General features: G+C 58.8%; 24 protein-coding genes. 12 read left to right on the top strand and 12 right to left on the bottom strand.

What is annotated here, in order from left to right:
• Positions 1-530 precede the first annotated feature (530 nt).
• From TG4357_RS19365 to thyX, 3 genes are read right to left on the bottom strand one after another with little or no spacing between them, the layout of a single operon-like run.
• A complete protein-coding gene (locus TG4357_RS19365; RefSeq protein WP_139193558.1) occupies positions 531-980 on the bottom strand; it encodes a hypothetical protein in 450 nt (149 codons plus the stop codon).
• The gene (locus TG4357_RS15585) at positions 980-2,245 is read right to left on the bottom strand and encodes an AAA family ATPase (RefSeq protein WP_058263814.1); all 1,266 of its coding nucleotides are present in this window, start codon (positions 2,243-2,245) and stop codon (positions 980-982) included. Before TG4357_RS15585 ends, TG4357_RS19365 begins: the two co-directional genes overlap by 1 nt.
• The gene (gene thyX / locus TG4357_RS15580) at positions 2,242-3,147 is read right to left on the bottom strand and encodes an FAD-dependent thymidylate synthase (protein WP_058263813.1); all 906 of its coding nucleotides are present in this window, start codon (positions 3,145-3,147) and stop codon (positions 2,242-2,244) included. The genes TG4357_RS15585 and thyX overlap by 4 nt, the downstream gene beginning before the upstream one ends.
• Positions 3,148-3,370: 223 nt before the next feature.
• Between thyX and TG4357_RS15575 the strand changes: the two genes are divergently transcribed.
• From TG4357_RS15575 to TG4357_RS15555, 5 genes are read left to right on the top strand one after another with little or no spacing between them, the layout of a single operon-like run.
• On the top strand, positions 3,371-4,291 hold the full coding sequence (locus tag TG4357_RS15575) for a hypothetical protein (RefSeq protein WP_058263812.1): 921 nt from the start codon (positions 3,371-3,373) through the stop codon (positions 4,289-4,291).
• Positions 4,263-5,666 carry a surface lipoprotein assembly modifier gene (locus tag TG4357_RS15570; RefSeq protein WP_058263811.1) on the top strand — a complete coding sequence of 468 codons (1,404 nt, stop codon included), beginning with the start codon at positions 4,263-4,265 and terminating at the stop codon, positions 5,664-5,666. The genes TG4357_RS15575 and TG4357_RS15570 overlap by 29 nt, the downstream gene beginning before the upstream one ends.
• A 21-nt stretch (positions 5,667-5,687) precedes the next feature.
• On the top strand, positions 5,688-6,116 hold the full coding sequence (locus TG4357_RS15565; protein WP_058263810.1) for a VOC family protein: 429 nt from the start codon (positions 5,688-5,690) through the stop codon (positions 6,114-6,116).
• The gene (locus tag TG4357_RS15560; protein ID WP_058263809.1) at positions 6,116-6,823 is read left to right on the top strand and encodes a DUF1194 domain-containing protein; all 708 of its coding nucleotides are present in this window, start codon (positions 6,116-6,118) and stop codon (positions 6,821-6,823) included. Before TG4357_RS15565 ends, TG4357_RS15560 begins: the two co-directional genes overlap by 1 nt.
• 8 nt (positions 6,824-6,831) lie before the next feature.
• Positions 6,832-7,575 (top strand): DUF1194 domain-containing protein, encoded by a 744-nt coding sequence (locus TG4357_RS15555; protein WP_233487526.1) that lies wholly within the window; start codon positions 6,832-6,834, stop codon positions 7,573-7,575.
• Here the strand turns inward: TG4357_RS15555 and TG4357_RS15550 are convergent.
• The 3 genes from TG4357_RS15550 to TG4357_RS15540 all read right to left on the bottom strand — a co-directional run bounded on the left by TG4357_RS15550 (position 7,569) and on the right by TG4357_RS15540 (position 8,831).
• Positions 7,569-8,066, bottom strand: a complete 498-nt coding sequence (locus TG4357_RS15550; protein WP_058263807.1) for a MarR family winged helix-turn-helix transcriptional regulator — start codon at positions 8,064-8,066, stop codon at positions 7,569-7,571. The genes TG4357_RS15555 and TG4357_RS15550 overlap by 7 nt on opposite strands.
• 92 nt (positions 8,067-8,158) lie before the next feature.
• On the bottom strand, positions 8,159-8,422 hold the full coding sequence (locus tag TG4357_RS15545; RefSeq protein WP_058263806.1) for a succinate dehydrogenase assembly factor 2: 264 nt from the start codon (positions 8,420-8,422) through the stop codon (positions 8,159-8,161).
• Between the two features lie 4 nt (positions 8,423-8,426).
• On the bottom strand, positions 8,427-8,831 hold the full coding sequence (locus tag TG4357_RS15540) for a helix-turn-helix domain-containing protein (protein ID WP_058263805.1): 405 nt from the start codon (positions 8,829-8,831) through the stop codon (positions 8,427-8,429).
• A gap of 91 nt (positions 8,832-8,922) precedes the next feature.
• Between TG4357_RS15540 and TG4357_RS15535 the strand changes: the two genes are divergently transcribed.
• Together TG4357_RS15535 and TG4357_RS15530 are read left to right on the top strand one after the other, a co-directional pair.
• Complete coding sequence (locus TG4357_RS15535; RefSeq protein WP_058263804.1) at positions 8,923-10,125, top strand: pyridoxal phosphate-dependent aminotransferase; 1,203 nt, start codon at positions 8,923-8,925, stop codon at positions 10,123-10,125.
• A gap of 16 nt (positions 10,126-10,141) precedes the next feature.
• On the top strand, positions 10,142-10,561 hold the full coding sequence (locus TG4357_RS15530; protein WP_058263803.1) for a hypothetical protein: 420 nt from the start codon (positions 10,142-10,144) through the stop codon (positions 10,559-10,561).
• Positions 10,562-10,610: 49 nt separating this feature from the next.
• Here TG4357_RS15530 and TG4357_RS15525 read toward each other — a convergent pair whose 3' ends face one another.
• Complete coding sequence (locus TG4357_RS15525; RefSeq protein ID WP_058263802.1) at positions 10,611-11,123, bottom strand: GNAT family N-acetyltransferase; 513 nt, start codon at positions 11,121-11,123, stop codon at positions 10,611-10,613.
• Between the two features lie 120 nt (positions 11,124-11,243).
• Positions 11,244-12,596 (bottom strand): MATE family efflux transporter, encoded by a 1,353-nt coding sequence (locus TG4357_RS15520; RefSeq protein ID WP_175473909.1) that lies wholly within the window; start codon positions 12,594-12,596, stop codon positions 11,244-11,246.
• A gap of 188 nt (positions 12,597-12,784) precedes the next feature.
• Here TG4357_RS15520 and TG4357_RS15515 point away from each other — a divergent pair, with 188 nt between their 5' ends.
• Positions 12,785-13,426, top strand: a complete 642-nt coding sequence (locus TG4357_RS15515) for a DUF2461 domain-containing protein (RefSeq protein ID WP_058263801.1) — start codon at positions 12,785-12,787, stop codon at positions 13,424-13,426.
• A 33-nt stretch (positions 13,427-13,459) separates the two neighbouring features.
• Here the strand turns inward: TG4357_RS15515 and ppk2 are convergent, their stop codons facing one another.
• Positions 13,460-14,515, bottom strand: a complete 1,056-nt coding sequence (gene ppk2, locus TG4357_RS15510; RefSeq protein ID WP_074646704.1) for a polyphosphate kinase 2 — start codon at positions 14,513-14,515, stop codon at positions 13,460-13,462.
• Positions 14,516-14,569: 54 nt separating this feature from the next.
• Here ppk2 and TG4357_RS15505 point away from each other — a divergent pair, with 54 nt between their 5' ends.
• The 4 genes from TG4357_RS15505 (at position 14,570) to TG4357_RS15490 (ending at position 21,157) form a co-directional block, all read left to right on the top strand.
• Entirely contained in the window at positions 14,570-15,511 is a 942-nt protein-coding gene (locus tag TG4357_RS15505; protein WP_306345485.1) for an alpha/beta fold hydrolase, read from the top strand.
• A gap of 259 nt (positions 15,512-15,770) precedes the next feature.
• On the top strand, positions 15,771-18,350 hold the full coding sequence (locus tag TG4357_RS15500) for an ATP-binding response regulator (RefSeq protein ID WP_058263800.1): 2,580 nt from the start codon (positions 15,771-15,773) through the stop codon (positions 18,348-18,350).
• 157 nt (positions 18,351-18,507) lie between these two features.
• On the top strand, positions 18,508-20,466 hold the full coding sequence (parE, locus tag TG4357_RS15495) for a DNA topoisomerase IV subunit B (protein WP_058263799.1): 1,959 nt from the start codon (positions 18,508-18,510) through the stop codon (positions 20,464-20,466).
• A 319-nt stretch (positions 20,467-20,785) separates the two neighbouring features.
• The gene (locus TG4357_RS15490) at positions 20,786-21,157 is read left to right on the top strand and encodes a CZB domain-containing protein (RefSeq protein ID WP_082644161.1); all 372 of its coding nucleotides are present in this window, start codon (positions 20,786-20,788) and stop codon (positions 21,155-21,157) included.
• 139 nt (positions 21,158-21,296) lie between these two features.
• Here the strand turns inward: TG4357_RS15490 and lepA are convergent, their stop codons facing one another.
• The 3 genes from lepA to TG4357_RS15475 all read right to left on the bottom strand — a co-directional run bounded on the left by lepA (position 21,297) and on the right by TG4357_RS15475 (position 25,291).
• Positions 21,297-23,096: a translation elongation factor 4 gene (lepA, locus tag TG4357_RS15485; protein ID WP_058263797.1), complete on the bottom strand. Its 1,800-nt coding sequence runs from the start codon at positions 23,094-23,096 to the stop codon at positions 21,297-21,299.
• A 159-nt stretch (positions 23,097-23,255) separates the two neighbouring features.
• On the bottom strand, positions 23,256-24,449 hold the full coding sequence (gene kynU, locus TG4357_RS15480; RefSeq protein ID WP_058263796.1) for a kynureninase: 1,194 nt from the start codon (positions 24,447-24,449) through the stop codon (positions 23,256-23,258).
• Positions 24,450-24,451: 2 nt separating this feature from the next.
• The gene (locus TG4357_RS15475) at positions 24,452-25,291 is read right to left on the bottom strand and encodes a tryptophan 2,3-dioxygenase (RefSeq protein ID WP_058263795.1); all 840 of its coding nucleotides are present in this window, start codon (positions 25,289-25,291) and stop codon (positions 24,452-24,454) included.
• Positions 25,292-25,297 lie beyond the last annotated feature (6 nt).

Genomic DNA, 25,297 nt, shown 5'->3' with positions numbered 1-25,297 from the left:
ACAGATGCCGGTAACGGGTTGTTAACCCGCGCGGCGCGGCCGGATTTGCGCCGGGATCGAAATCGGACCGGCATTGCGGGCCGCCCGGGATCAGCGATGTAGGGCGGGCTTCAGCCCGCCAATCGCGGCCATAAGCCCGTGCGGGATTTCGGAGATCGGGGATTTGCCGGGCTGAAGCCCGGCCTACGGCCATCCCAAAACGGCGCCAGAAGCGCCACGCTCAAATCAGAGCACCCGCCCGGCTGAAGGCCGGGCAGCCCCCGACCGCCCCCGTCACGCCGGAGGCGCGCTTGCAGCACGACGGCGGGGACTTCACCCCCACCCGCGGCCGGGGGTTACCCTTCGCGTTTGGTCGGAAAGGGGGAGTTTGGATGGTGAGGGCGTGATGTCACGCAGGAGATCGGACAGCGGGAAGAGTGGTGCGTGCGAGCACGCACCCTACGGCTTGCTGTGGATGGAGGGGTGTAAGGTCACACAACATGTAGGGCGGCGGGATCAATGGTGCGTGCGAGTACGCACCCTACGGCTTGCTATTTCAAAACTTTTTGCCTGTGCTTTCTATAAATAGCATCGCTAGCAATAACGATAAATTGGCAAAATTTAGAATCCACAGAATTTTGAATACATCTTCGGCAATTTGCCATATCTGTATCTGAGGAAAAGACATATGGCGTTGGCATTTCATAAACAATCGCAAAAATATGAGGATCATCACAATCCTTTTCATTTTTCCATTTTTTGTTTTCCTGCAACTTGTCCATTCTTTTTTGGACAGCATTAGAATCAGCAACATCAACACGGTTAAGCTGCGACATAATTTGATAGAATGTTTTCGCCTTCACATTTTTCTGATGCTCATCAAGCAATTTTTGAACTCTAGAATATGAAAAACGAACACTACTACATTCTTGAAGTTCGACCTTTATTGGCCCGAACCATTCTTGGCCAAATAAGTTTACATCTAAGAAAACCCTTGCCATCAGAAGGTCGTAGCCTCCAGCTCCGACAGAAAGAATTTAAAATACTCATAAGGTGGATCAACCAACCGACCATCATTACTTATTTCAATTACCTCACATTTATTTCCACTCTCCGAGTTTGAGCAATAAAGTATGTTAGCCCTTCGCGCCTCACCATTTTCCGAATTTCTTATCGCTAGCCTAAACCTATCAATAAAAAAGTTGCTATGCGTCTCTATGGTCATACCGCGCAGCTTACTTGACATTTCAAAAAACAGATCACCTAGAGCCGCCTGTGCGACGGGATGCAAATGCAACTCTGGCTGCTGAAACAAAAGGTAGTTACCATCCTCTTCGTGTGCTTCGAAGACCATTTCCACCAAGATTGGAACAACTTGTGAAACGCCGACACCAACTTGGTTCAGAAAAAACTCCTGTCCATTTTTACTAACCCGAACAATCAAAGGTGAATCTGGCAATCCCTTGGCCACCCTAGATATTTCCAGATCATCGAACAATGAAGCAGAGCGGCCAAAGCTTCGAAATATTTTTCTCAGATCTTTTTCATAATTCTTTTTAATATCGTGCCACATCGTCGCGAAGTGCTTACCACTTGCGTTGTATTTTCTATCAAAGTTATAAAACTTTTCCGGCATTCCGCGCACCGGCGCGATGTGCCTCACACCGTATAAATCCTCAAACATGAGACGCTTAATCAGATCAGCATCGGGAGCTTCCTTTCTTCTTTCAAGAACTTGAGTTACCGCAAAAAGATGATTTGGGGGGGGTACATTTTCCTCATCCTTCAGCAAACTGAATCCCGTCGTAGATTCATGAAGAGAACAGACATCAGCCCAATCACAAGAATTATCTTTGTAAACCTTTTTTGCCTTTAATTTTTTTCCGAATCTTCTCAGTGATATCTGCAGTTTTTCAGTCGCATATGTACACTTTTCCACCTGAGGCACTTCTCCCACGCTTTTTTGCCTCAGTGTAATAATTTTTATATACTTGCCTGAATCATCTTCAATTTCAAATCCGAGTGTCACATCATCATTAGAAAAATATGGCGAAAAATAGTCAAAACGGCCGACTGAAAGATCGGTATCTAATTTCGGGACACCCGACAGCTCGGATGTAAGAACCGCATTGATTAGGTGCAGAATAGAGGTTTTTCCAGAACTATTATCTCCAACAACAAAATTTATAGCTGTCAAATCAATTGAAAGCTCACTAAAGCCTCTAAAATTTTTCGCGTGTACTACGGCCTTTTTCAAATGCTTCACCCCAAAACCTCTTGCAACTCCCGCCACTCCCGCGCGGACATGCCGGAAGTCTCCTGGGTGACCTCCTCACCTTTCAACATCCGGCGGACACAATCAAGGGCGGCAGCGCTAAGCGTTTCACCACCCATGCGATAATCTTCGAACGCCTTATAGGCAAACGGCACCCAGTCGGCGACCAGTTTGCAAATCTCGTCGGCATAGACGCGGATTTCGTATTGGGCATGGGCGTCGGCGCGCAGGCGCAGGAAATGCAGCAGGTTGTGCAGGTCGACCTTCCAATACCATTGGGTATAGATATTGGCGGGCAGGTTCATCCGGGCCAGTTCGCGGGCCAGACCCTGCTGACCGTCGTCGGAAATCATGTCCTGATAATGGTCATAGCAGCGCGCGGCGTCGGATTTGAGGATGTCGAGCACCCTTTCGGCCTCGGCCCCGGTCAGGGCTTCGCCCCGGCCCTGATTGTTGATGCTGGACTGGGCGGCCAGCTGATCGGCCGAGGGGATATAGAATTCGCGGTCAAGGATCGAATAGCGGGCGGAGTATTCGTTGACGTTGGCGGTGCGGTGACGAATCCATTGCCGCGCCACGAAGACCGGCAATTTGACGTGCAATTTCAATTCGCACATTTCGAACGGGGTCGAATGCCAGTGCCGCATCAGGTAGCGGATCAGGCCCTCGTCGTTCTGCACCGATTTGGTGCCCTTGCCATAGCTGACCCGGGCGGCCTGACAGATCGCGGCATCGTCCCCCATGTAATCGATGACCCGGACGAACCCATGATCGAGCACCGGGTTGATGGTGTAAAGATGCGCCTCCATCCCGTCGGACACCGCCCGCAAGGTCGGGCGGGGGTTGGCGCGCAACGCGTCGATTTCGGCCTGCTGTTCGGGGGTGACGGGCATGTCGGGCTTCCTTATTCGGTGAATCACGCGGTAGCGCCACTATATCTAGCTATAGGTCGCGGGAAAATGACAATATGAGCACAGGTTTTCGGATGCAACAGCGGGGCGGTTTTTTCCGCATCCGGGGCTTGAAACATTGACTTTTACCACCACCACAGGGATGGTTTGCACGAGCCGATAATAAAAACTGCCCCAGAGCAGTCGATCGTAGGGATTGAGGCAAATGACCCATTTCGCCAAATTACTGGCAGCCCCGGTGCTGCTTGCCGCTTGCACCGCCGATCCGGGCGGGGTCAATACCGATGTCAGCATGGCCGCCAATCCGGCGGCAGAAGCCGTCGCCGGCAGCCTGGAAGCGGTGGATTACGACGCCGATAGCGGCGAATTGATCCTGCGGGTCAATGCGATCCATGGCGGCACGCGCAATGCGACCTATACGCGGGTTCCGGCGCTCGATACCGCCGGGTATCAGGGCTACATGATGCAGCAGACCCCGGCCGACCGGCATTACACGGCGCTGTTTCAGGAAAGCAACGGCAATGAAGTGGTCGCCGGTGTGGTGGCCGATGGCGGCAACAACAACCGTTATTTCGGCGGCGGATTCTATGCCCGGCAAGGCGCGGGCATCTATTCGCCCTATGACCATCCGGTCAGCGAGGGCGAAGCGCAATATTTCGGCACTTATGCCGCCGTGACCAATGTCGACGGCGCAGGAGCGCAATTGCTGGACGATTCAGGCATTCCGACCAACCTGACGCCACCGGGACAGGCCGACCGGATCACCGGGATCATCCTGCTGAATGCCGATTTCGCCAATGGTCAGGTCGATGCGGAGATTTCCAACCGCGTTCTGGTCGACGATCTGCCCGGGTTGGGATCATTGCCCGATATCATGCTGGTGGCGACCGCGATCGACGATAATGGTGAATTTGCCGGTTCGGCGGAATATCAGGGCGATGTCGGCAACACGATCGGCGATTACGCCGGGATTTTCGGCGGTGCCGGGGCCACGGCGGTTGGTGGCGTTGTGTATCTGACCGAATTCGACGAAGATGGGCCGCTTGAAGGCGAAGAAGAATACGGGGTCTTCGTCTTGACCCGCTGCGGCGCGGCCAATGATGACCCGGTCTGCGACAATCTTTAAGGCCGGGGTCCGGGTCTTTTTGCTGGCACTGAGCCTGCTGGCTGCGGCGCCGGGATGGGCCGATCCGCAAGACACCGTCCGGCTGTCCATTCCCAAAGCCCGCGATATCGCATTGGGCGCGTTGCAATCCGGTCAGCCGAATTTGGCGCTGCAACTGGCCAGCGGGCTGTTGCGGCGTGATCCGCATGACGCACAGGCCCATTTCATCATCGCCCGCGCGCTGATGCAGTTGAAACAGCCCCGCGATGGCCGCCGCGCTGCCGCGCTGGCTTACCGCCATGCGCGCACAAGGCAGGAAAAGTTTCAGGCATCGCAGTTGGCGGCGAAGCTGTCGCTGGACGGCAAACAGAACGGGTTGGCCCAGCTGTGGCTGCGCCGGTCGCTGCTGCATCTGCCCGCTGAAGACCTGCGCCCGCGGGTGATCGAGGATTACAAGATCCTGCGCCAAATCACCCCGTGGACGGTTTCGGCACAGTTTTCGCTGGCCCCCAGCAACAACCTGAACAACGGCACTGATAGCCCCTATAATTTCATCGACGGGTTGCCGGTCGTGGGGGTTCTGAGCGACGATGCGCAGGCCTTGTCAGGGCTGCGCTGCACCGCTTACCTGCGCTATTCGCGCCGGTTGTCGGGATCGAAACGCCACGAAACACGGTTGATCGCCAGCTATTACGCCCAGCGGGTGCGGTTGTCGCAAGACGCGCGGGCCCTGGCCCCGGCGGCAGAAAACGGCGATTATGCCTATGACCATCTGGAACTGGGGCTGGAACATCGCACCAAGGCAGGCACAGGGTTGGTGACGCTGGATGGTGGCGTCGGGCGTAGCTGGTATGGGGGCGCGCCGTATCAGTGGGTGATGCAGGCCGGGATCGCCAAGGATTTCAAACTGACCGAAGGCAGCGGGTTGCGATTGTCAGCGCGGCTGCTGCGCCGTCTGCCCGACCGAGCATCGCTGCGCCCGGTCGATGAGGTGGATTTACGGGCGGAATACGGAACGACCCTGGTCAGCGGCGACCGGATCAATCTGGGGCTGACCCTGTCCGATGCGCAAAGCGCAACGCGCAATTCGCGGCAACAGCAGGCGACCGGATATATCGGGTATCGCTTTGCCAAGCCGCTGGGGCCGGTGACGGTATCGGCCAGCCTTGGTGCCAGCCTGCGGCGCTATCCCGATTACGCGTTGGGGTTATTGGTGGTGCCGGGCGGGCGCGAAGATGAAATGCTGTTCGGGGCGGTCGATTTCAGCTTCCGCAAGCTTGACTATGCCGGATTTGTCCCGACTTTAAAGGTGCAAGCCCGGAAGACGCGCAGCAATGTCAGCCGGTTCGAAACCAATGAAATGTCGGTTTCCTTTGGGATCAAATCCAGTTTCTGAAGGATCGGGAAAAGGAAAATCATGAAAATCAAGTATCTGCACACCATGGTCCGGGTGAAGGACCTGGAAAAAAGCATGGCTTTTTATGAATTGCTGGGGCTGAAGGAAATCAAGCGCTATGACAGCGAGGCAGGCCGCTTCAGCCTGGTTTACCTGGCCGCCGAAGGGCAGGAAGAATGCCCGGTCGAGCTGACTTATAACTGGGACGGCGATGACGGATTGCCGTCAGACAGCCGCCATTTCGGACATTTGGCCTATGGCGTCGAAAACATCTATGACATGTGCCAGCACCTGATGGATAACGGCGTGGTGATCAACCGGCCGCCGCGTGATGGCAATATGGCCTTTGTCCGGTCGCCCGACAATATTTCGGTTGAATTGCTGCAGATCGGTGATGCGCTGGCCCCGGCGGAGCCTTGGGCCAGTATGGAAAATACCGGACACTGGTGATGCGGCGGGCGGCGGTCGTTCTGGCGGTTCTGACGGCGGGAATGATCGCGCCGCCAGCCCGCGCTGCGGACTGTCGCCTTGCGCTGGTGCTGGCTTTGGATGTGTCATCGTCGGTGTCCAAAGCCGAGGACGGGTTGCAGCGGCGCGGCATGGCTGCAGCGCTGCTGGCGCCCGAGGTGGAGACGGCGTTTTTCGCCGCCCCCGCGCCGGTGGCGCTGGCCGTTTATGAATGGAGCGGTCGAAGCAATCAGAAACTGCTGCTGGACTGGGTGTTGATTTCGACCCCTGCCGATCTGTTTGCTGTCGCTGAACGGCTGGGCCGATCGAACCGCAGCACGCGGGATTTTCCCACCGCGTTGGGGCATGCGCTGGGATATGGGGCGACGTTGTTGCAGCGCGGGCCGGAGTGTCTGTTTCGCACGCTCGACATCAGCGGCGACGGTGAAAACAACGAAGGCTTTGGCCCGCAACAGGCCTATAGTGCCTTTCCCTTTGCCGGGGTGGTGGTGAATGGTCTGGTGATCGAGGTGCCGGGCGAAAGCCATGACACCCCGATTGTGCCCTATTTCCGCGATCATGTGTTGCACGGGCCGGGGGCGTTTTTGCAAATTGCCGCCGGGTATGAAGATTACGAAACCGCGCTGCGGCGCAAGCTGGAACGGGAATTGGCACCGATGATAACCGGGATGCTGGAGCCGGCGCAATGAAGGCGGTGATGGCTGTTGTGATGCTGGCGCTAAGCGGATTGCCGGGGGCGGCGGCGGCGTGCCGGGTCGCGTTGGCGTTGGGGCTGGACGTGTCGGGATCGGTCGATGGCAGCGAATACCGGTTGCAGATGGACGGGTTGGCCGCCGCGTTGTTGCGGCCCGAGGTGCAGGCGGCGCTGTTGGCGCTGCCCGGCGACCCGGTCGAATTGATGGTGTTCGAATGGAGCGGGCCAAACGATCAGCGGGTGGTGCAGCCGTGGCAACCGGTGGCGGACGCGGCGGCGATTGCCGCCATTGCCGGACAGTTGCGCGCCACCCTGCGCGGGTCCGGCGATCCGTCGACCGCCCTGGGGTCGGCGATGCGGGCGGGCGCGGCCGAATTGAAAACGCGCGGCCATTGCACCCGCAAGGTGCTGGACCTGTCCGGTGACGGGCCCTCGAATACCGGGCCATTGCCGCATGTGATCCGCGACAGCGCCGAATTGTCGGATGTGACGGTGAACGGGTTGGTGATTGCCCCCGAAGGGCCAGTAGAAGCGACGCGCGGCGCGGCCGGTCAGGCCGCGCTGGAGGGTTATTTTCAAGCTTACGTGATCCGTGGCCCCGGAGCCTTTACCGAAGCTGCGGCGGGGTTCGACGATTACGAAGACGCGATGGCGCGCAAGCTGATCCGCGAATTGCAGGGGCTGGTTCTGACCCGTGCCGATCTGCCGGGCGGGACGCAGCAGCGCCCGGCGAGGCTGCATCAGTAGATATAGCGGATTTGATCGGTCCAGTAGCGTTCGACCCGGCGCAGCGAACTGGAAATTTCGGTGACACCGTCCGGGCCCAGCACGCCCTTGTCTTGCATGCCTTCGGCATGGCGGGCGAACAGTTCGGCCACCATATCGCGGATGCGCCGCCCTTTCGGGGTCAGCCGCACCCGCACCGAGCGGCGATCGATTTCGCAGCGCTGATGGTGCATATAGCCCATTTCGACCAGTTTTTTCAGGTTATAGCTGACATTGCTGCCTTGGTAATAGCCGCGCGATTTCAGTTCGCCCGCCGTCACTTCGTTATCGCCGATATTGAACAACAAAAGCGCCTGCACCGCGTTGATGTCCAACACGCCGGTGCGTTCGAATTCATCCTTGATCACATCCAGCAACAGCCGGTGCAACCGTTCCACCAACGCCAGCGCGTCAAGGTAGCTGGTCATGAAGCCGGTGCGGTCACCGTTTTGCATCGCGTTGTAAATGGTCATACCGATCTCCGTCCGAAATTGCTCAGACAGGAGGTTCGGGGGAAAAGCCCAATAATGTGTTAAATCCAATTGGCATATCGCTAAAATGCGATCTAATTCACCGAGTCCATTGCCGTTCTGATATCGGCGATCAGGTCGGATACATGCGCCGGGGCCGCGGTTTGGCCCGAAACCCATTGATACAGATCCTGATCGTTTTCTTCCAGTAACAGGTCATAGGCGTCGAGCTGGGCATCGGTCATGCCGTCAAGCCTGGCGTCGGCATAGCGCGTCAGGATGATATCCATTTCCTTGATGCCGCGCCGCATCGAGCGCATGGCGAGCCGTTTCAACCTGTGTTCACGCAATTCGCCCATCGTGTCAGTCGCCCTTCAGTTTCAGCCGCAGTTGTTTTTCCATTTTTCCCAGCCGGTCGGCGGCACCCGAAATCTGTACTTTCAGATCGCGCAATTCGGTCAGCAAATCGGCGATATCGGGGGCCAGCGTGGCCGGATCGCCGGGATCTTCGACGCCGTCGCCCTGCCCCATCAGCAACCATGGGATCGAGACATTGAGCAGCCCCGCCATCATGCTGAGTTTGTTGGCGCGCGGTTCGGACAGGTCGTATTCCCAATCCTGCAAGGTCTTCAGTTTGACCCCCAGCCGCTTGGCCAGTTTTTTCTGATCCATGCCCGCCTGTTCGCGGGCCGCTGCGACGCGGTCGCCGAACGTGGCCGATTCCGGGCCGTACCAATCGCCTGTGCTTTCTGTGCCGGTTTGGTGCATCTTATGTCTTTCCCCGCCGATCCCGCTTGATCGGTCTTGCTGGTGAACTTATGACAGGACGTCAGGGAACACAAACCAGTCGAGGCCACCAATGTCTTTTCTATCCGAGACGCTTGCGCGTGTGAAACCGTCACCCACGATGGCAATTACCGGTCTGGTCGGCGAATTGAAGGCGCAGGGCCGCGACATCATCGGATTGTCGGCGGGCGAGCCGGATTTCGACACCCCGGAAAACATCCGCGCCGCCGCCATTCGCGCCATCGAAGACGGCAAGACCCGCTATACCGCCGTTGACGGCATTGCCGAGTTGAAACAGGCGATTTGCGCCAAGTTCAAGCGCGATAACGGGCTGGAATACACGCCCAAACAGGTCACGGTCGGAACCGGCGGCAAGCAGGTGCTTTATAACGCGCTGATGGCGACACTGAACCATGAGGACGAGGTGGTGATCCCGGCCCCCTATTGGGTCAGCTATCCCGATATGGTGCTGCTGGCCGGAGGCGTGCCGGTGTTCATCGAAGCCGGGCTGGAGAATGATTTCAAGATCACGCCGGAACAGTTGGATGCGGCGATCACCCGCAACACCAAATGGGTGTTGTTCAATTCGCCGTCCAACCCGACCGGCGCGGGCTATAGCCGTGCCGAATTGAAGGCGCTGACCGACGTTTTGCTGAAGCATCCGCATGTCTGGGTGCTGTCGGATGACATGTATGAACATCTGGCCTATGACGGGTTCGAATTCTGCACCCCGGCGCAGGTGGAACCGAAACTGTATGACCGCACCCTGACGGTCAACGGCGTGTCCAAGGCCTATGCGATGACCGGCTGGCGGATCGGCTATGCCGCCGGCCCCGAGCCTCTGATCGCGGCGATCCGCAAGGTTCAGTCGCAATCGACTTCGAACCCCTGTTCGATCAGCCAGTGGGCGGCGGTCGAGGCGTTGAACGGGCCGCAGGATTTTCTGGCCCCGCATAACGAGATCTTCAAACGCCGCCGCGATCTGGTGCTGGCCAAGCTGAATGCCATTGACGGCATCACCTGCCCCACCCCGGAAGGCGCGTTTTACGTCTATCCGTCGATTTCCGGGTTGATCGGCAAGACGACGCCCAAGGGGGTCGAGATCACGACCGACGAGGTATTCGTGACGGAACTGTTGAACGACACCGGCGTGGCGGCGGTGTTCGGCGCGGCGTTCGGGCTTTCGCCCAATTTCCGCATCAGCTACGCTACCTCGGATGCCGCGCTGGAAGAAGCCTGCGACCGGATCGCCAAATTCTGTTCCGAGCTGAGCTGAGCAAGAGGGGAAACGCATGTCGGTCGACTTGCCCGATTATTATTTTCGCGTCCGCGAAAACGGTGCGTTCGTGTTTCGTGTCGATACCGAAAACCGCCAGCGCCGGATCGAGCTGGAACAGATCGCCAACGTCAACATCAAGAACGGCGAAATCAAGCCGCATGGCGACCGCAAGCTGAGCGATGAAGACCAGATTGCCATCCGCGACTGGATGGCCGACCGCACGGCATTGCTGGCCGAGCGCGATATCGACGATATCCACCGCGCCATCGATCACATGAACCTGACCACCCATTGGGCCAACAGCCGCGCCACCGATGACCAGTTGGAAGGCATCACCGACGCGTTGTTGTTGGCGATGCACGACCTGCGCACCGTTCTGGTGCGCAAGAAGGCCGACAGGTTGATGAAAGCCGCCCGCAAGGATGACGACTAGCCGACGCGCCCAAACGGCAGTTAAAAGTGCGATCCGTTTATCAAGAGATCTATGCACCGCCCTTGAACAAAACAGAATTTGATTTGAGATCGTCCGGTGTAAATCTGAAAATCGTCATCTCGTCGATACTATAGGCCCCAAGGGACTGGTAGAATTCAATTGCGGGTGTATTCCAGTCCAGAACACCCCATTCCATCATCTGGCAGTTTCGTTCCAAAGCGAGCGTGCACAGATAGCCCATAATGATCTTTCCAAGACCCTGATGACGCACTTCAGAATCCACAAGAAACCCATCGATGTAGAGACCTGAACGACCGGTAAATGCAGACGATTTCTGGCAAAAGTAGGCAAAACCTGCGATCTCACCCTTGTAGTATCCAAACAGCGCCTCACCCAGTTTTTCATCCAGAAGCCGTTTGATTTGCGGCGCTGTTGCGGTGATCTTGTCTGCCATCTTTTGATAGGCACCAAGTTTTTTCATGTATTGAACGACAAGTTCTGCATCATCCGGAGAGGCATGCTGGATTACGAAATCCGGATTGGATGTGTTGATTTTTTGCACGATGCACCTTCCCTATACGTGTGTTTCTCGGGTTAAATATGCCCCAAAAGCATAGCAAGTCGGGCGAAGCAGGTTTGTGCAGCAGCGCGGCCATTTGCCCGAGCGACGCGAAAATCCCGCCTATTCGAATTCTGCCTCGATCCGGTGCAGCACCGGCCCCCAGAACCGCAGGTTCAGCAGGATCGCAGCGACGGCAAGCCCCATCGCCAGACCGATCCAGATCCCGACCCCGCCCCAACCGGCGACAAAGCCCAGACTGTAACTAATCGGCATGCCGATCAGCCAATAGGACACCGCCGCGATCAGCATCGGCACTTTGGTATCCTGCGCCCCGCGCAGCAACCCGATCACGATCACCTGCGCCGCATCGGCCAGTTGAAACAAGCCCGCCGCCGCCAGCAACCCGACACCGATTGCGATTACCGCATCGCGTTGCGGATCATCGGGCGACAGGAACAGGCCCAACAGGGGGGCGGGGATCGTCAGGAAGGTAATCAGCGCCAGCCCGGCAATGCAAAGCGATATCAGCACCACGATCTGTCCGCCGCGCCGCAGATCGGCCACCGATCTGCGCCCCATCGCGCGACCAGCCCGCACCGTGGCAGCATTGCTTAATCCCAGATGCACCATGAAGGTCACCGACGCGATCTGCAACGCAATGCCATGCGCCGCCAGTTCCTTGGTGCCCAACCAGCCCATCATCATCGAGGCGGCAGCAAACAGCCCGACTTCGGCCAGCATGCCCATCCCGATTGGCCAACCAAGTCGGAACAGCCGCCCGAACGCATCCCAGTCGGGCCGCCAGAACCGGACGAACAATTCGTGTTCGGAGGTCGCAATCGCCGCGTAGAGCGCCAACAGGATAAACGACGCCATGTTCACCACCAGCGTCGCCACCGCCGCGCCGCGAATGCCCATTTCGGGCATTCCCCAATGACCAAAGATCAGCGCGTAATTCACCACCACGTTCAGCCCTACCGCCGCCAGCGTCACCCACAGCACGATCTGGGTGCGTTCCAGCGCAGACAGGAACGACCGCAGCACCATCGTCAGCAGCGCCGGGAACAGCGACCAGCCCGCGATGCGCAGATAGTCCTGTGCGCCTTGGGACAAGCCCGGCTGCTGGCCCAGTCCGCGCAGAACCGGCCCGGACCAGATCAGGATCGGCAGCACGGCAAGGCCAAACAGCACCGACGCCCAGATCGCCATCCGGGTCAGGCGGCGGGCCTGGGTTTCATCGCCCGCTTCTTCGGCTTCGGCCACCATTGGCATCAAGGCCATGGCAAAGCCTTCGCCCATGATGAAAAGCACGAAAAACAGGGTCGCGCCGATCACCTGAGCGGCCAGGACTTCGACATCATACCAGCCCAGCATCACCGAATCCGTCAGGGTGATGGCGAAATGCGCCACGTGGCTTCCGATCAACGGAAGCCCCAGTTTCAGGATATTCCTGACATGCTGGGAATGGGTCATGGGAGAGATCACGGGCGCGGTCATCAAGAAGGCGTAGCGTTGGAATGCCGGGGCGGCAAGACAGAAAAATATGCGACCCGTGGTAGAACCGGGCGCGGGTTCGCGCCCGGCACCGTGGTCTTTTTCGTTCTCAGACGCGGATGTTGAGCTTAAGCTGAGGCCATCAACCCTGACCGGCGGTGACACTGATGCCCTTTGCGACCCTCGTTTCCGATGCCCGCGCCTTTCTGGGCGAACTGAAGGCCAATAACAGCCGCGACTGGTTTACCGCCCACAAGGATCGCTATGACCGCGACTTGAAAGCGCCGTCTTTGGCGCTTCTGGATGTGGTGGCGGCCGATTTGCAGCGCCAGACCGGCAAGCCGGTGGAAACCAAGCTGTTCCGACCGCAGCGCGATATCCGGTTTTCCAAGGACAAGACGCCCTACAAGACCCATCTGCACATGATGTGGACGGTCGGTGACGGGCTGGGCAAGACCGCATTTTTCTTTGGTATCGAACCCGACCGGACGCTACTGGGCGGCGGCGCGATGGGATTTGACAAGGACCGGTTGGCGGCGTTCCGCAAACGCGCCGAAGGGCCGAAAGGGGCCGATCTGATGCGGCTGATGACCGAAATGCAGGCCCACGGCATCCGGTTTTCGGACCCCGAGCTGAAACGGGTGCCGCAGCCCTACCCGGCCGATCATCCGCGCGGTGATCTGCTGCGGCGGAAATCCTTCACTTTCTGGAAGGCGCTGAGCGATGACAGCGGTAATCCGGCCAAGGCGCTGCGCCTTGGCTTTGCCGAAGTGAAGCCGGCGCAGGATTGGCTGATGGCGCTGCGCTAGCGCGGCGGGCGGACGGCCGCCGCGCCAAGGGCCTCAGACCGCTTCGTCGCGCGGTTTGCGCAGGTCGGGATGCAGCGCCGACCCAAGGATGTGATCGGCCTTGTGGATCACATGCGCCGCGCCGCCGACGATCAGCGGGTCGGGGGCATGGGCCACACGCAGATCCTTGCCGGGGTAATCCAGCGTCGACAGGAAATGCAGCATACAATTCAGCCGGGCGCGTTTCTTGTCATCCGACTTGATAACGGTCCAAGGCGCATCGGCGGTGTCAGTATAGAAGAACATCGCTTCTTTCGCTTCGGTGTAATCATCCCATCTCCCCAAGGACGCCTTGTCGATCGGGCTGAGTTTCCACTGTTTCAGCGGATCGGTTTCGCGCGATTTGAAGCGGCGGATCTGTTCTTCGCGGGTGACCGAGAACCAGTATTTGTGCAGCCGGACACCGGAGCGGACCAGCATCCGTTCGAATTCCGGCGTCTGGCGCATGAATTCGAGATATTCATTGGGTTCACAGAACCCCATGACCCGTTCGACCCCGGCGCGGTTGTACCAACTGCGGTCGTAAAACACCATTTCCCCCGCCGTCGGCAGATGTTCGATATAGCGCTGGTAATACCATTGGCCGCGTTCTTCGTCGGTCGGTTTGTTCAGCGCCACCACCCGCGCGGTGCGCGGATTGAGATGTTCGTTGAAACGCTTGATGGTGCCGCCCTTGCCCGCCGCATCGCGGCCTTCGAACAGCAACACGAATTTCTGCCCGGTTTCCTGCGCCCAAAGCTGCGCTTTCAGTAATTCGGCCTGCAACTTGGCCTTCTGCCTTTCGTAGATCAGCCGCTTCATCTTGGTTTTATAGGGATATTCCCCGGTCTCAAATGCGCGGCGCACCTCGTCGGGGGTTGGCGCATGGCGATGCCCGCTTGACGTCTGGGGCGTCGTGGCGGCAGGGTCTGCCGCTGCTTTGCCATCTGTCGCGGTCGGGGCTTCGGGGATCGCGATTGTCGCGATCACGGCATCGGCATCCGGGGCGGCAGCGGTCGGTGTGGAATCGTTAACGGAATTTTTCGGCGCGGCGGATTTCGGCACGGTCATTCATTTCTCCTTAAATATTCTCTTAAATTATAGCGCATACACACGGATCGCGCCTTGATCGGGGTCAAGCGCAACACGGCTTGTTGTGGCCCGGCCAACGGGTTAGATTTCGACATGCTGAGCCATCATATTCACCTGAACGACCACCCGTTTCATTACCTAGGCTGGGGCAACCGGGCCGATCCGGTGATCCTGATGCTGCACGGGTTCCCGGAATATTCCGGTGCCTGGGCCGAGGTCGCGGCGGAATTGGCCGACGAGTATCATTGCGTCGCCCCCGATCAGCGCGGCTATGGTCAAAGCTGGGCCCCGGCGGAGGCGAGCGATTACAAGGCTGGCAAGCTGGTGGCCGACATGGTGGCGCTGATCGAATACCTAGGGGACCGTCCGGTGATCGTGTTCGGCCATGACTGGGGCGCTGCGGTGGCCTATGCGCTGGCGATCACCCGGCCCGATCTGGTCAGCCGTCTGATCATCGCCAACGGCGTGCATCCGGGTCCGTTTCAGCGCGCATTGGCGGCGGGCGGGGCGCAGACGGCGGCATCGCAATATATCCACACCCTGCGCCGGGACGGGTCGGAAACCCACTTGGCCGAGGATCATTTCAACAAACTGCTGAGCCTGTTCAATGCCGGGATGGACATGACGTGGATGACCCCGGAGCGCCGCGCCGCCTATGTCACCGAATGGGCAAGGCCCGGCCGGATGCGCGGCATGGTCAACTGGTATCGTGCGTCGCCCTTGAAGCTGGGTCTGCCGGGCGACGTGATCACCGACCTGCCGGCGATGCCGGTCGAAACGCTGCGGGTCCGAATGCCGCATCTGTTGCTCTGGGGCAGCAACGACAGCGCGCTGCTGCCCGAAGCCACGGCCGGGTTGGACGCCTATTGCGACGACCTGACCCGGGTCGAAATCGAAGGCGCGGACCACTGGATCCTGCATCAGGCCCCAACGCGGGTGGCCGCCGAAGTCCGGTCCTGGCTGCGGCGGGACTGACTGCGGCCCGCCTGCCCCGCCGTCATCCGTCACAGCGTATAGTAGTACATGCGCCCCTTACTTTCTCTTCTGGGAAATTGCAGGCGTCTCTTTCGGTTAAAGGATACATACTTAAGGTTAGTTGGCCTCTCCTTGGGCTTCCCATTCGGTCAGGATATGGGTCATACAGGGATCATTGGGGATCAAGAGATAGGTTTCGTCGAAATTTGCACCGCCGGGCATCCGCGCGGCAGCTGGATTGGCGCAGCTTGGTTAGAATGTGACAAAGCAACCCGAGCATAATCTGGAACACCTCATTTTCGAGGGCGGCACGCAATCCGTTTCGACGGTTTCGAAGGACAAGGGATATGTCTTTCGGGATTTCGAAATATCGCGCATTCGGAGCATTTCCGATATCATCCGCAACCGACCCGTTGTCAGCACGCTGATCTTTTCATTTTTCCTGACATTCTGGGTGGCGTCGTTGTCTTACGGCGCGACGTTCTTCACCGCGAACGAAGTTGCGATCAACCTCAGTCCGAATCTGGCGATCCATGCGATTATCGTGGGGATGCTGATCTATCCGGTGCGGATGCTGTGGATACCGGTTGTCGTTTTCAGCCTCCTGTTTTTCCTGCCGTTCATGATTCCCTTTACCGGCAAGCCGCAATGGGCCTTTGCGCCGGAGGTGACCACCAATATCACCCTGTTCTTTTTCGGTTCGAACCTGATCGCCGGGGGGCTGGCCGGGTTGTTGGCACGCGGGCTGTTCAGCATGTCAGTTGCCCGCTTTGCGCCCCGCAAGGCAGATATGACGGTGATTTTGTCGCTGATCGGCATTTTCCTGATCGCTTGCCTGCCTGCGGTCTTTGTCGCGGATTGGATGTCTTTGCGGCTTGATCCGGTGCAGGCGATCGCCTTGGGGTTCAATGATAATTTCATCACCTACGGCATCGAGCGCACGATCCGCGGCAGCGTTGTCGACGCCGCCTTTCTGATGGCAGCATTGCAGCTTCCGACGGCGCGGCAAATCCGCGTTGCGGTTCCTGCCTTCCTTGCTTATCCGGCGGTGGCGCTGCTGCATGGCTATGGGTTTGGCGGTTTCCCGATGTTGGATATCGGGTTGATGTCGATCCTGATTACGTTGGCGTTGCCAATGGCGGTCACGCCAATCGTCGTGATCGCGGGCATGTCGCTCTATGTTGGGATGACCGGGGAATTCCTGCACGCCGCGCCGCCGATGAATTCTGAATCGGGGATGCTGGACATCTATTCGATTGTTGTTCTGGTTCTGATCGTCCTCGTCATGGCGCTGCGCGGGCGGGAACGCTATGAGCGCGATCAGCATCTTTCCAGCATCCGACGCCTGAGCACGGTACGCGGCTTTGCCGGTGTCGGGCTGTTCACGCTCAACGTGCCGCGCCAGGCGCTGCGGCTGGACCCGGCGGGGCAGCAGCTTGTCGGGTTGCCCGGTGAAGTCTGTACCGACGATCTGTTATCGCGGTTCCGCCCGGACGAACAATATCTGCTGCGCCATGCCTTCGAATCCGAAAGCCATGCCAGCATCACCTTGCTGCTGCGGCTGGCCGAAACCCTGTCTTCGGGGGATGCCCGGGTGTTGCGGTTGCATCTTTGGGCCGAACCGACGCCGCGCGGCGAAAAGGTGGTTTACGGGTTGATGGTCGAAGTGACCGAAGAATACCTGCAAGAACAGGCGCTGACCGATGCGTTGAATGAATTGTCGCTGCGTCAGGACCGGCAAAAACAGCTGTTTTCCATCGTGTCGCATGAAATCCGCACCCCGGCATCGGTCCTGTCGATGTTGATCGAAGATCTGGAAACCGGCCAGAATTCACCACAGTTGCCGGCGCAGATGCGCGAAGCTTCGACCCAGTTGCTGAGCGTTCTGGACGATATGCGCCAAGCGGTGAACCCGGAAAAAAATCAACCGGTAGCGATGGTGCCCTATACCCCCGCCGATGTCGCCGAACGGGTGCGCAACACCTATCAGATGCTGGCCAAGGGTCAGGATGTCCGTATCAGCCTGAAACTGGGTCCGGGGGCGTCAGCCGTGATGATGGGCGACAGCAACCGGTTGAAACAGATCCTGGGCAACCTGGTGCGCAATGCGATCATCCACAGCCAAGGGTCGGAAATCCGTATTTCCTACCGGCCACAGGACGACGGATCGTTGTTGATGCCGAAAGGCACCTGCTGGTCGGTCACCGATAACGGCATCGGTATTCCGCTGGCCGAAGTCGACCGACTGTTCCAACCGTTCGAGCGCGGCTCGGCCGATGCCCGCAACCAGGCCGATGGCAGCGGGTTGGGATTGTTCATCGCCAAGCAGGCCGTTGATCTGCTGGGCGGCAGTATCCGCTATTTTCCCGCCCCCGAAGGCGGGGCCGGCTATTGGATTTGCCTGCCCGACGTGCCTGCTTCGGCCAAGGAACAGATCGCGGACGTTCCGCTGCCCCCGGTGGAGATGAAGGACCTCAGCGAGTTGCGCATCGTGCTGGCCGAAGACAACGCTTTGGTGGCGCAGGTGACGTCAAAACAGCTGAGCCGCGTCTTTGGCGAGATTGAATGGGCCGAAAACGGCCGCGAGGCGCTGGAAATAATTCTGAAAAATCCCCCCGATGTTCTGATCACCGATCTGTTCATGCCCGAAATGCCGGGGGATGAATTGGTTCAGCGACTGCGCGAGGAAAACATCAATATCCCGATGATCGGGCTGACCGCTGCGGTGGTGGGAGACGACATTCAACGCTTTGAAGAAGCGGGCGCGACGGCGGTGTTGGCCAAACCTCTTGATGTGGCGCGGTTGAGCGTGCTGTTGCAAGAAACGGTCGACGGGTAAGCCCCGCGCCTTAAACACAGCGCCCGGCCCGGCAGGCCGAGACGCAGTTCTGCCGGTCATTTCCACGGACGCGCCCCCCTGCCCCCGCATTTGCGGCTTTTCCCTTTGCGGCCTTGCTGCCATAATGCCCCCCAACCAAGTAAAAAAGAGCAGCAGCATGGCCGATGATCTTCTGACCGGATCCCAGAATGACGATTACAATGCGTCTTCCATCGAGGTGTTGGAAGGGCTGGAACCGGTGCGCAAACGCCCCGGCATGTATATCGGCGGCACCGATGAACGGGCGCTGCACCATCTGGTGGCCGAAGTTCTGGACAATTCGATGGACGAAGCGGTGGCGGGCTTTGCCAACCGGATCGAGGTCGAGCTGAACGCCGATTATTCGATCACCGTGCGCGACAATGGCCGTGGCATTCCGATCGATCCGCATCCGAAATTCCCCGACAAATCGGCGCTGGAGGTGATTTTATGCACCTTGCATGCGGGCGGGAAATTCAGCGGCAAAGCCTATCAGACCTCCGGGGGCCTGCATGGCGTTGGCGCGTCGGTGGTCAATGCCTTGTCGGATCTGATGGTGGTGCAGGTCGCGCGCAACAAGGAACTGTATGAGCAGCGGTTTTCGCGCGGGATTCCGCAAGGACCGGTGGAAAAGATCGGGGCCGCCCCGAACCGGCGCGGCACCACGGTGACGTTTCATGCCGATGCCGACATTTTCGGCCAGCACCGGTTCAAACCGGCGCGGTTGTTCAAATCGATCCGGTCCAAGGCATATCTGTTTTCGGGCGTCGAAATCCGCTGGAAAACCGCGATTGATGACGGTGAAACCCCGCTTGAGGCGGTCTTCCATTTCCCCGGCGGGTTGTCCGATTACCTGAAAGAGACGATGAACGGATCGTCCACCTATGCCGATCAGCCCTTTGCCGGGACGGTGGATTTCAAGGAAAAATTCAACACCCCGGGCAAGGTCGAATGGGCGATCAACTGGACCCCGTCGCGCGACGGGTTCATCCAAAGCTACTGTAACACCGTGCCCACCCCCGAAGGCGGCACCCATGTTGCCGGGTTCTGGGCTGCGATCCTGAAGGGGATCAAGGCCTATGGTGAATTGGTCAACAACAAGAAGGCGGCGCAGATCACCCGCGACGACCTGATCACCGGCGGCTGTGCCCTGGTGTCGTGCTTCATCAGCGAACCGGAATTCGTCGGCCAGACCAAGGACCGTTTGGCCACGGTCGAGGCGCAGCGGTTGGTGGAAAATTCGGTGCGCGACCATTTCGACAACTGGCTGGCGGCGGACACCAAATCGGCCGGGGCGATTTTGGATTTCCTGGTGCTGCGGGCCGAGGAACGGCTGCGCCGGCGGCAGGAAAAGGAAACCCAGCGCAAAACCGCGACCAAGCGGCTGCGGCTGCCGGGCAAATTGGTCGATTGTTCGGCCACCAACCGCGAAGGCACCGAATTGTTCATCGTCGAGGGCGATTCTGCAGGCGGATCGGCCAAGATGGCGCGGAACCGGAAAAATCAGGCGCTGCTGCCGTTGCGCGGCAAGATCCTGAACGTGCTGGGCGCGGCCAGTTCGAAATTGGGCACCAACCAGGAAATCAGCGACCTGACGCAAGCGTTGGGGGTGGGGTTGGGCAGCCGGTTCAATGTCGATGACCTGCGCTATGACAAGATCATCATCATGACCGATGCCGATGTCGACGGGGCGCATATCGCGTCGCTGCTGATGACGTTCTTTTTCACCCAGATGCGGCCGATGATCGATACCGGGCATTTGTACCTGGCCTGCCCGCCGCTGTTCCGGCTGACGCAGGGGGCGAAGCGCGTCTATTGCACCGATGAGGCGGAAAAGGACGCGATTTTGGAAAAGGGTCTGGGCGGCAAGGGCAAGATCGACGTGTCGCGCTTCAAGGGTCTGGGCGAAATGGATGCCAAGGACCTGAAGGAAACCACCATGGACCCCGGCAGCCGGAAATTGATCCGGGTGACGATCGACGAGGATGAACCGGGCGAAACCGGCGACCTGGTCGAGCGGTTGATGGGGAAAAAGCCCGAGCTGCGCTATCAGTATATTCAAGAAAATGCGCGGTTCGTGGAGGAGTTGGATGTTTAGCGGCACTCGAACGCCGTAACGTCGCATTCCCAAGCCGGCGGCAGGTCGCAGATAATTCGAAAGCGCCCATTTCCCGCGCGAAATCCGCTTGTGGGGCGTGGCGCGATGCCCCCACCCTAAGTTTTTTCTGAATAACGCGCGCGCCGGATCAGGATGATATTATTCATTCACCGCCCAGTCCGCCGAATGGCGGAGCATTTTCCGAATGCTGGCGCCTATTTTTTCAGCAAAATTAAAACCTCATGATTTCGGGACGTTAGGGCATTCGTAGGCTTTTTGAAGTCCTCAAGTACTCAAATTTCAACAGGGCACTAACAGTATGAATACTCAAGATATGCGCGCGGAATTGAATGATGCGCTTGGCCGCCATGCCGCATGGAAAATCCGTCTGCGGGAAGCCGCGATATCCAAGGAAACCGATTTGCCGGTGGACATGATCAAGCGCGACGATTGCTGCAAGTTCGGCAAATGGCTGCAAGCGCTGCCCGCCGAGACCCGCAATTCCACCGAGGCGCAGACCGTTCAGGACTTGCACGCCAAATTTCATAGTGTCGCGGGCAACGTGGCCGAACAGATCGCCGCAGGTCAGATCGACGGGGCGCTCGCCGCTCTGGACGGGCAGGTTTACAAGACCAGCTCGGACAGCCTTGCCCGCGCGGTCACGCACTGGCGCACGTCGCTGCATCGGTGACAGTCTGGTGCGAGGGGGGACCACCCCCAAGCGCCCGCCCCATGGGTCGGGTCGGGCGCTCGCCAAATCTTCGATTTGGCTAGGGTGTGCAATGATACGTTCCTAAAAACGAAAAGCCCGCTATCCGACGGGCTTTTGTTCAATCATCCATCTTCAGCGCCGAAATGAACGCTTCCTGCGGGATGTCGACCTTGCCGAACTGGCGCATCTTCTTCTTGCCCGCCTTCTGCTTTTCCAGAAGCTTCTTCTTCCGCGTGGCATCGCCGCCGTAGCATTTCGCGGTCACGTCCTTGCGCAGCGCCGACAGGGTTTCGCGGGCGATCACCTTGCCGCCGATGGCGGCCTGGATCGGGATCTTGAACATGTGGCGCGGGATCAGGTCCTTGAGCTTTTCGCACATGGCGCGGCCCCGGGTTTCGGCGCGGTCGCGGTGGACCATGGTCGACAAGGCGTCGACCGGTTCGTCATTCACCAACACCTGCATCTTGACCAGGTTGTCGGTGCGGTAGCCCTTCATCTGGTAATCGAAGGACGCATAGCCCTTGGTCACCGATTTCAGCCGGTCGTAGAAATCGAACACCACCTCGTTCAGCGGCAGGTCATAGACCACCATGGCGCGGGAACCGGCATAGGTCAGGTCCTCTTGAATCCCCCGGCGGTCTTGGCAGAGTTTCAGCACGTCACCGAGATATTCGTCAGGCACCATGATGGTGGCCTTGATGCGCGGTTCCTCGATATGGTCAACGGTGGAGGGATCGGGCATGTCGGCGGGGTTGTGCAGGTCGATCTTTTCGCCGTCGCGCATGAAAATGTGATAAATCACGCTCGGCGCGGTGGTGATCAGGTCGATGTCATATTCGCGTTCGATCCGGTCACGGATCACTTCGAGATGCAACAGCCCGAGGAAACCACAGCGGAACCCGAAGCCGAGCGCGGCGGAGGTTTCCATTTCGTAGCTGAAGGACGCGTCGTTCAGTGCCAGCTTCTCGATCGCGTCGCGCAGGTCTTCGAATTCGGCTGAATCGACCGGGAACAAGCCGCAGAACACCACCGGCTGACTGGGTTTGAAGCCCGGCAGCGGGGTTTCGACGCCCTTTTTATCGGTGGTGATGGTATCGCCGACCTTGGTATCGCGCACCTGCTTGATCGAGGCGGTGATGAAACCGATTTCACCGGGGCCGAGTTCGTCGATGGCGGTCATCGCGGGACGGAACACACCGACCCGGTCGACCGGATAAACGGCGTTTGTCTGCATCATCTTGATGCGCTGACCCTTTTTCAAAACGCCGTCCATGATCCGCACCAGCACGACGACGCCGAGATAAGCGTCATACCAGCTATCGACCAGCATCGCCTTCAATGGCGCGTCACGGTCGCCCTTGGGCGCGGGCAGACGTTTGACGATCGCTTCGAGCGTGTCTTCGATGCCGATGCCGGATTTGGCCGACACCCGGATCGCATCGGACGCATCAATGCCGATGACATCCTCGATCTGTTCGGCGACGCGGTCGCAATCGGAAGCCGGCAGGTCGATCTTGTTCAGCACCGGCACGATTTCGTGATCGGCGTCGATCGCCTGATAGACATTGGCCAGTGTCTGCGCTTCGACCCCTTGGGTGCTGTCGACGACCAGCAGCGAGCCTTCGACCGCGCGCATCGAGCGGGAGACTTCGTAAGCGAAATCGACATGGCCGGGGGTGTCGATCAGGTTCAGAACATAGGTTTCGCCATCCTGTGCCAGGTAATCGATGCGCACCGTGTTGGCCTTGATGGTGATACCGCGCTCGCGCTCGATATCCATGCTGTCGAGCAACTGTTCCTTCATATCCCGTTCAGCCACCGTATTGGTGGACTGAATCAGCCGGTCGGCCAATGTGGATTTACCGTGGTCGATATGGGCCACGATGGAGAAATTGCGGATATGTGCGAGATCGGTCATGGATCGGGATATGCTGTGGAAATGACGATTGGTCAATGGGGCTCGTGATGGGCTGCATGGGTTTCGCCCGGTTTCATGGTCGAAGCGGAATAGATTGACATAATCCCTTGTCCAGAAGGCCGCGCCGGTGGCAGGGCGGCGCGGCCCGGATGGGATCGTTCAGGTCACTTTCGACATGGTTTGGTATTTCGGATCGCGCCACAGGTCATTCGCGATCACCGTTTCGATCACCTTGGCGGCGGCGATCACATCCGCTTCGTCGAGATAGAGCGGGGTGAAGCCGAAACGCATGATATTGGGGGCGCGGAAATCACCGATCACGCCGTGATCGATACAGGCCTGCATCGCGGCATAGCCATGTTCGAAGGCGAAGGACACTTGTGAACCGCGCTGTGCGGGGTCACGCGGCGACGCCAGGGTCAGTTGCGGGCAACGGGCTTCGACTTCGGCAATGAAGCGTTCGGACAATGTGATCGAAGCGGCACGCAGATCGGCCATATCGACCCCATCCCAGACGTCCAGAGCATGATCGAGCAGCGACAGCTGCACGATCGGCGGGGTGCCGACGCGCATCCGTTCGGTCGACATTGCCGGACGGTAGGACAGTTCCATCGCGAAAGGGGCATCATGGCCAAGCCACCCCGCCAGCGCCGGTTGCACCGTGGTCGCCAGATCGGGGCGGACATAGATGAAGGCAGGCGCGCCGGGCCCGCCATTGAGGTATTTATAGCTGCACCCAACCGCGAATTCGGCATTGCACCCGGTCAGATCGACCGGCACCGCGCCGGCGGAATGGGCCAGATCCCAGATCATCACCGCGCCCATATCATGCGCCTTGCGGGTGATCGCTGCCATGTCATGCATCCGGCCAGACCGGTAATCGACCTGCGTCAGCATCACCACCGCGACATCTTCGGTGATCGCGCCCATCACGTCTTCGGGGGCCGGGGTTTTAAGCGTATAACCCTTATCGATGGTGTCGATCAGCCCCTGCGCCATATAGAGATCGGTGGGAAAATTGCCCTGATCCGACAGGATCACCCGCCGGTCGGGGCGCATTTTCAGCGCCGCCGCCAGCGCCTGATAGACCTTGATCGACAAGGTGTCGCCGGTGGCCACCGATCCTTCGGGTGCGCCGATCAATGCGCCGATGCGGTCGCCGACCTGTTTGGGCAGGGCCATCCAACCGGCGGTATTCCATGCCTTGATCAGGTCTTGGCCCCATTCGGCGCGGAGTACCGTCGCGGCGCGGTCAACCGCGCCTTTGGGCAGCGGCCCCAGTGAATTGCCGTCGAGATAGATCACGCCTTCGGGCAGATCGAACTGGTCCTTGCGGGGAAGTTGCGATGCCATGATTAGAGTTCTCCTCGCAGTTGCCAGAGTTCAGGGAAAAGTTCGACGCTGAGCATCTTTTTCAGGTAATCGACCCCGGACGTGCCGCCGGTGCCGCGTTTGAACCCGATCACGCGTTCCACCGTGGTGACATGGTTGAAGCGCCAGCGGCGGAAATAGTCTTCGAGATCGACCAGTTTTTCGGCCAGTTCATAAAGGGCCCAATGGGTTTGCACGTCTTCATAGACCAGCTTCCATTTCGCCTGCACTTCGGGAATTGCGGCATGCGGGGTCGTGAGCTGCGGCGCGGGAATTTTCGCACCCGGCCCGTCGAGAGTGATGAACAGATGCCGGATCACATCGTCATAGAAGCTGGGCCGGGTCAGTTCATCCGACAGCATCTGATGAATTTCGGGCCGGTGTTCATGCGGTTTCAGCATGTTGGGATTGCGGTTGCCCAGCACGTATTCGATCATCCGGTATTGATAAGACTGAAACCCCGAAGACGGCCCCAACGCTTCGCGAAAGCGGGTGTAATCGGCGGGCGTCATGGTGCGCAGCACGTCCCAGGCATTGTTGAGCTGTTCGAAGATCCGGCTGACCCGGGCCAGCATCTTGAACATCGGGGCCATGTCGCCCGCGTTCAGCGCGTTGCGGGCGCCGGACAGTTCATGGATCGCCAGTTTCATCCACAATTCGCTGGTCTGGTGCTGAATGATGAACAGCAATTCGTCCGGTGCGTCGCTTTGCGGGTGTTGCTGATCCAGCAGCGCATCGAGGCACAGGTAATCGCCGTAAGACATCGCGTCGCGGAAATTCATCTTGGCGCCATCGCGGCCCGGATCGATGGTTCGATCGGTCATGGTGTT

It is taken from the genome of Thalassovita gelatinovora, from assembly GCF_001458355.1.
Lineage (GTDB): Bacteria > Pseudomonadota > Alphaproteobacteria > Rhodobacterales > Rhodobacteraceae > Thalassobius > Thalassobius gelatinovorus.
Note: the sequence above shows the minus strand (reverse complement) of the source record. Positions and strands in the feature narration are given on the sequence as shown.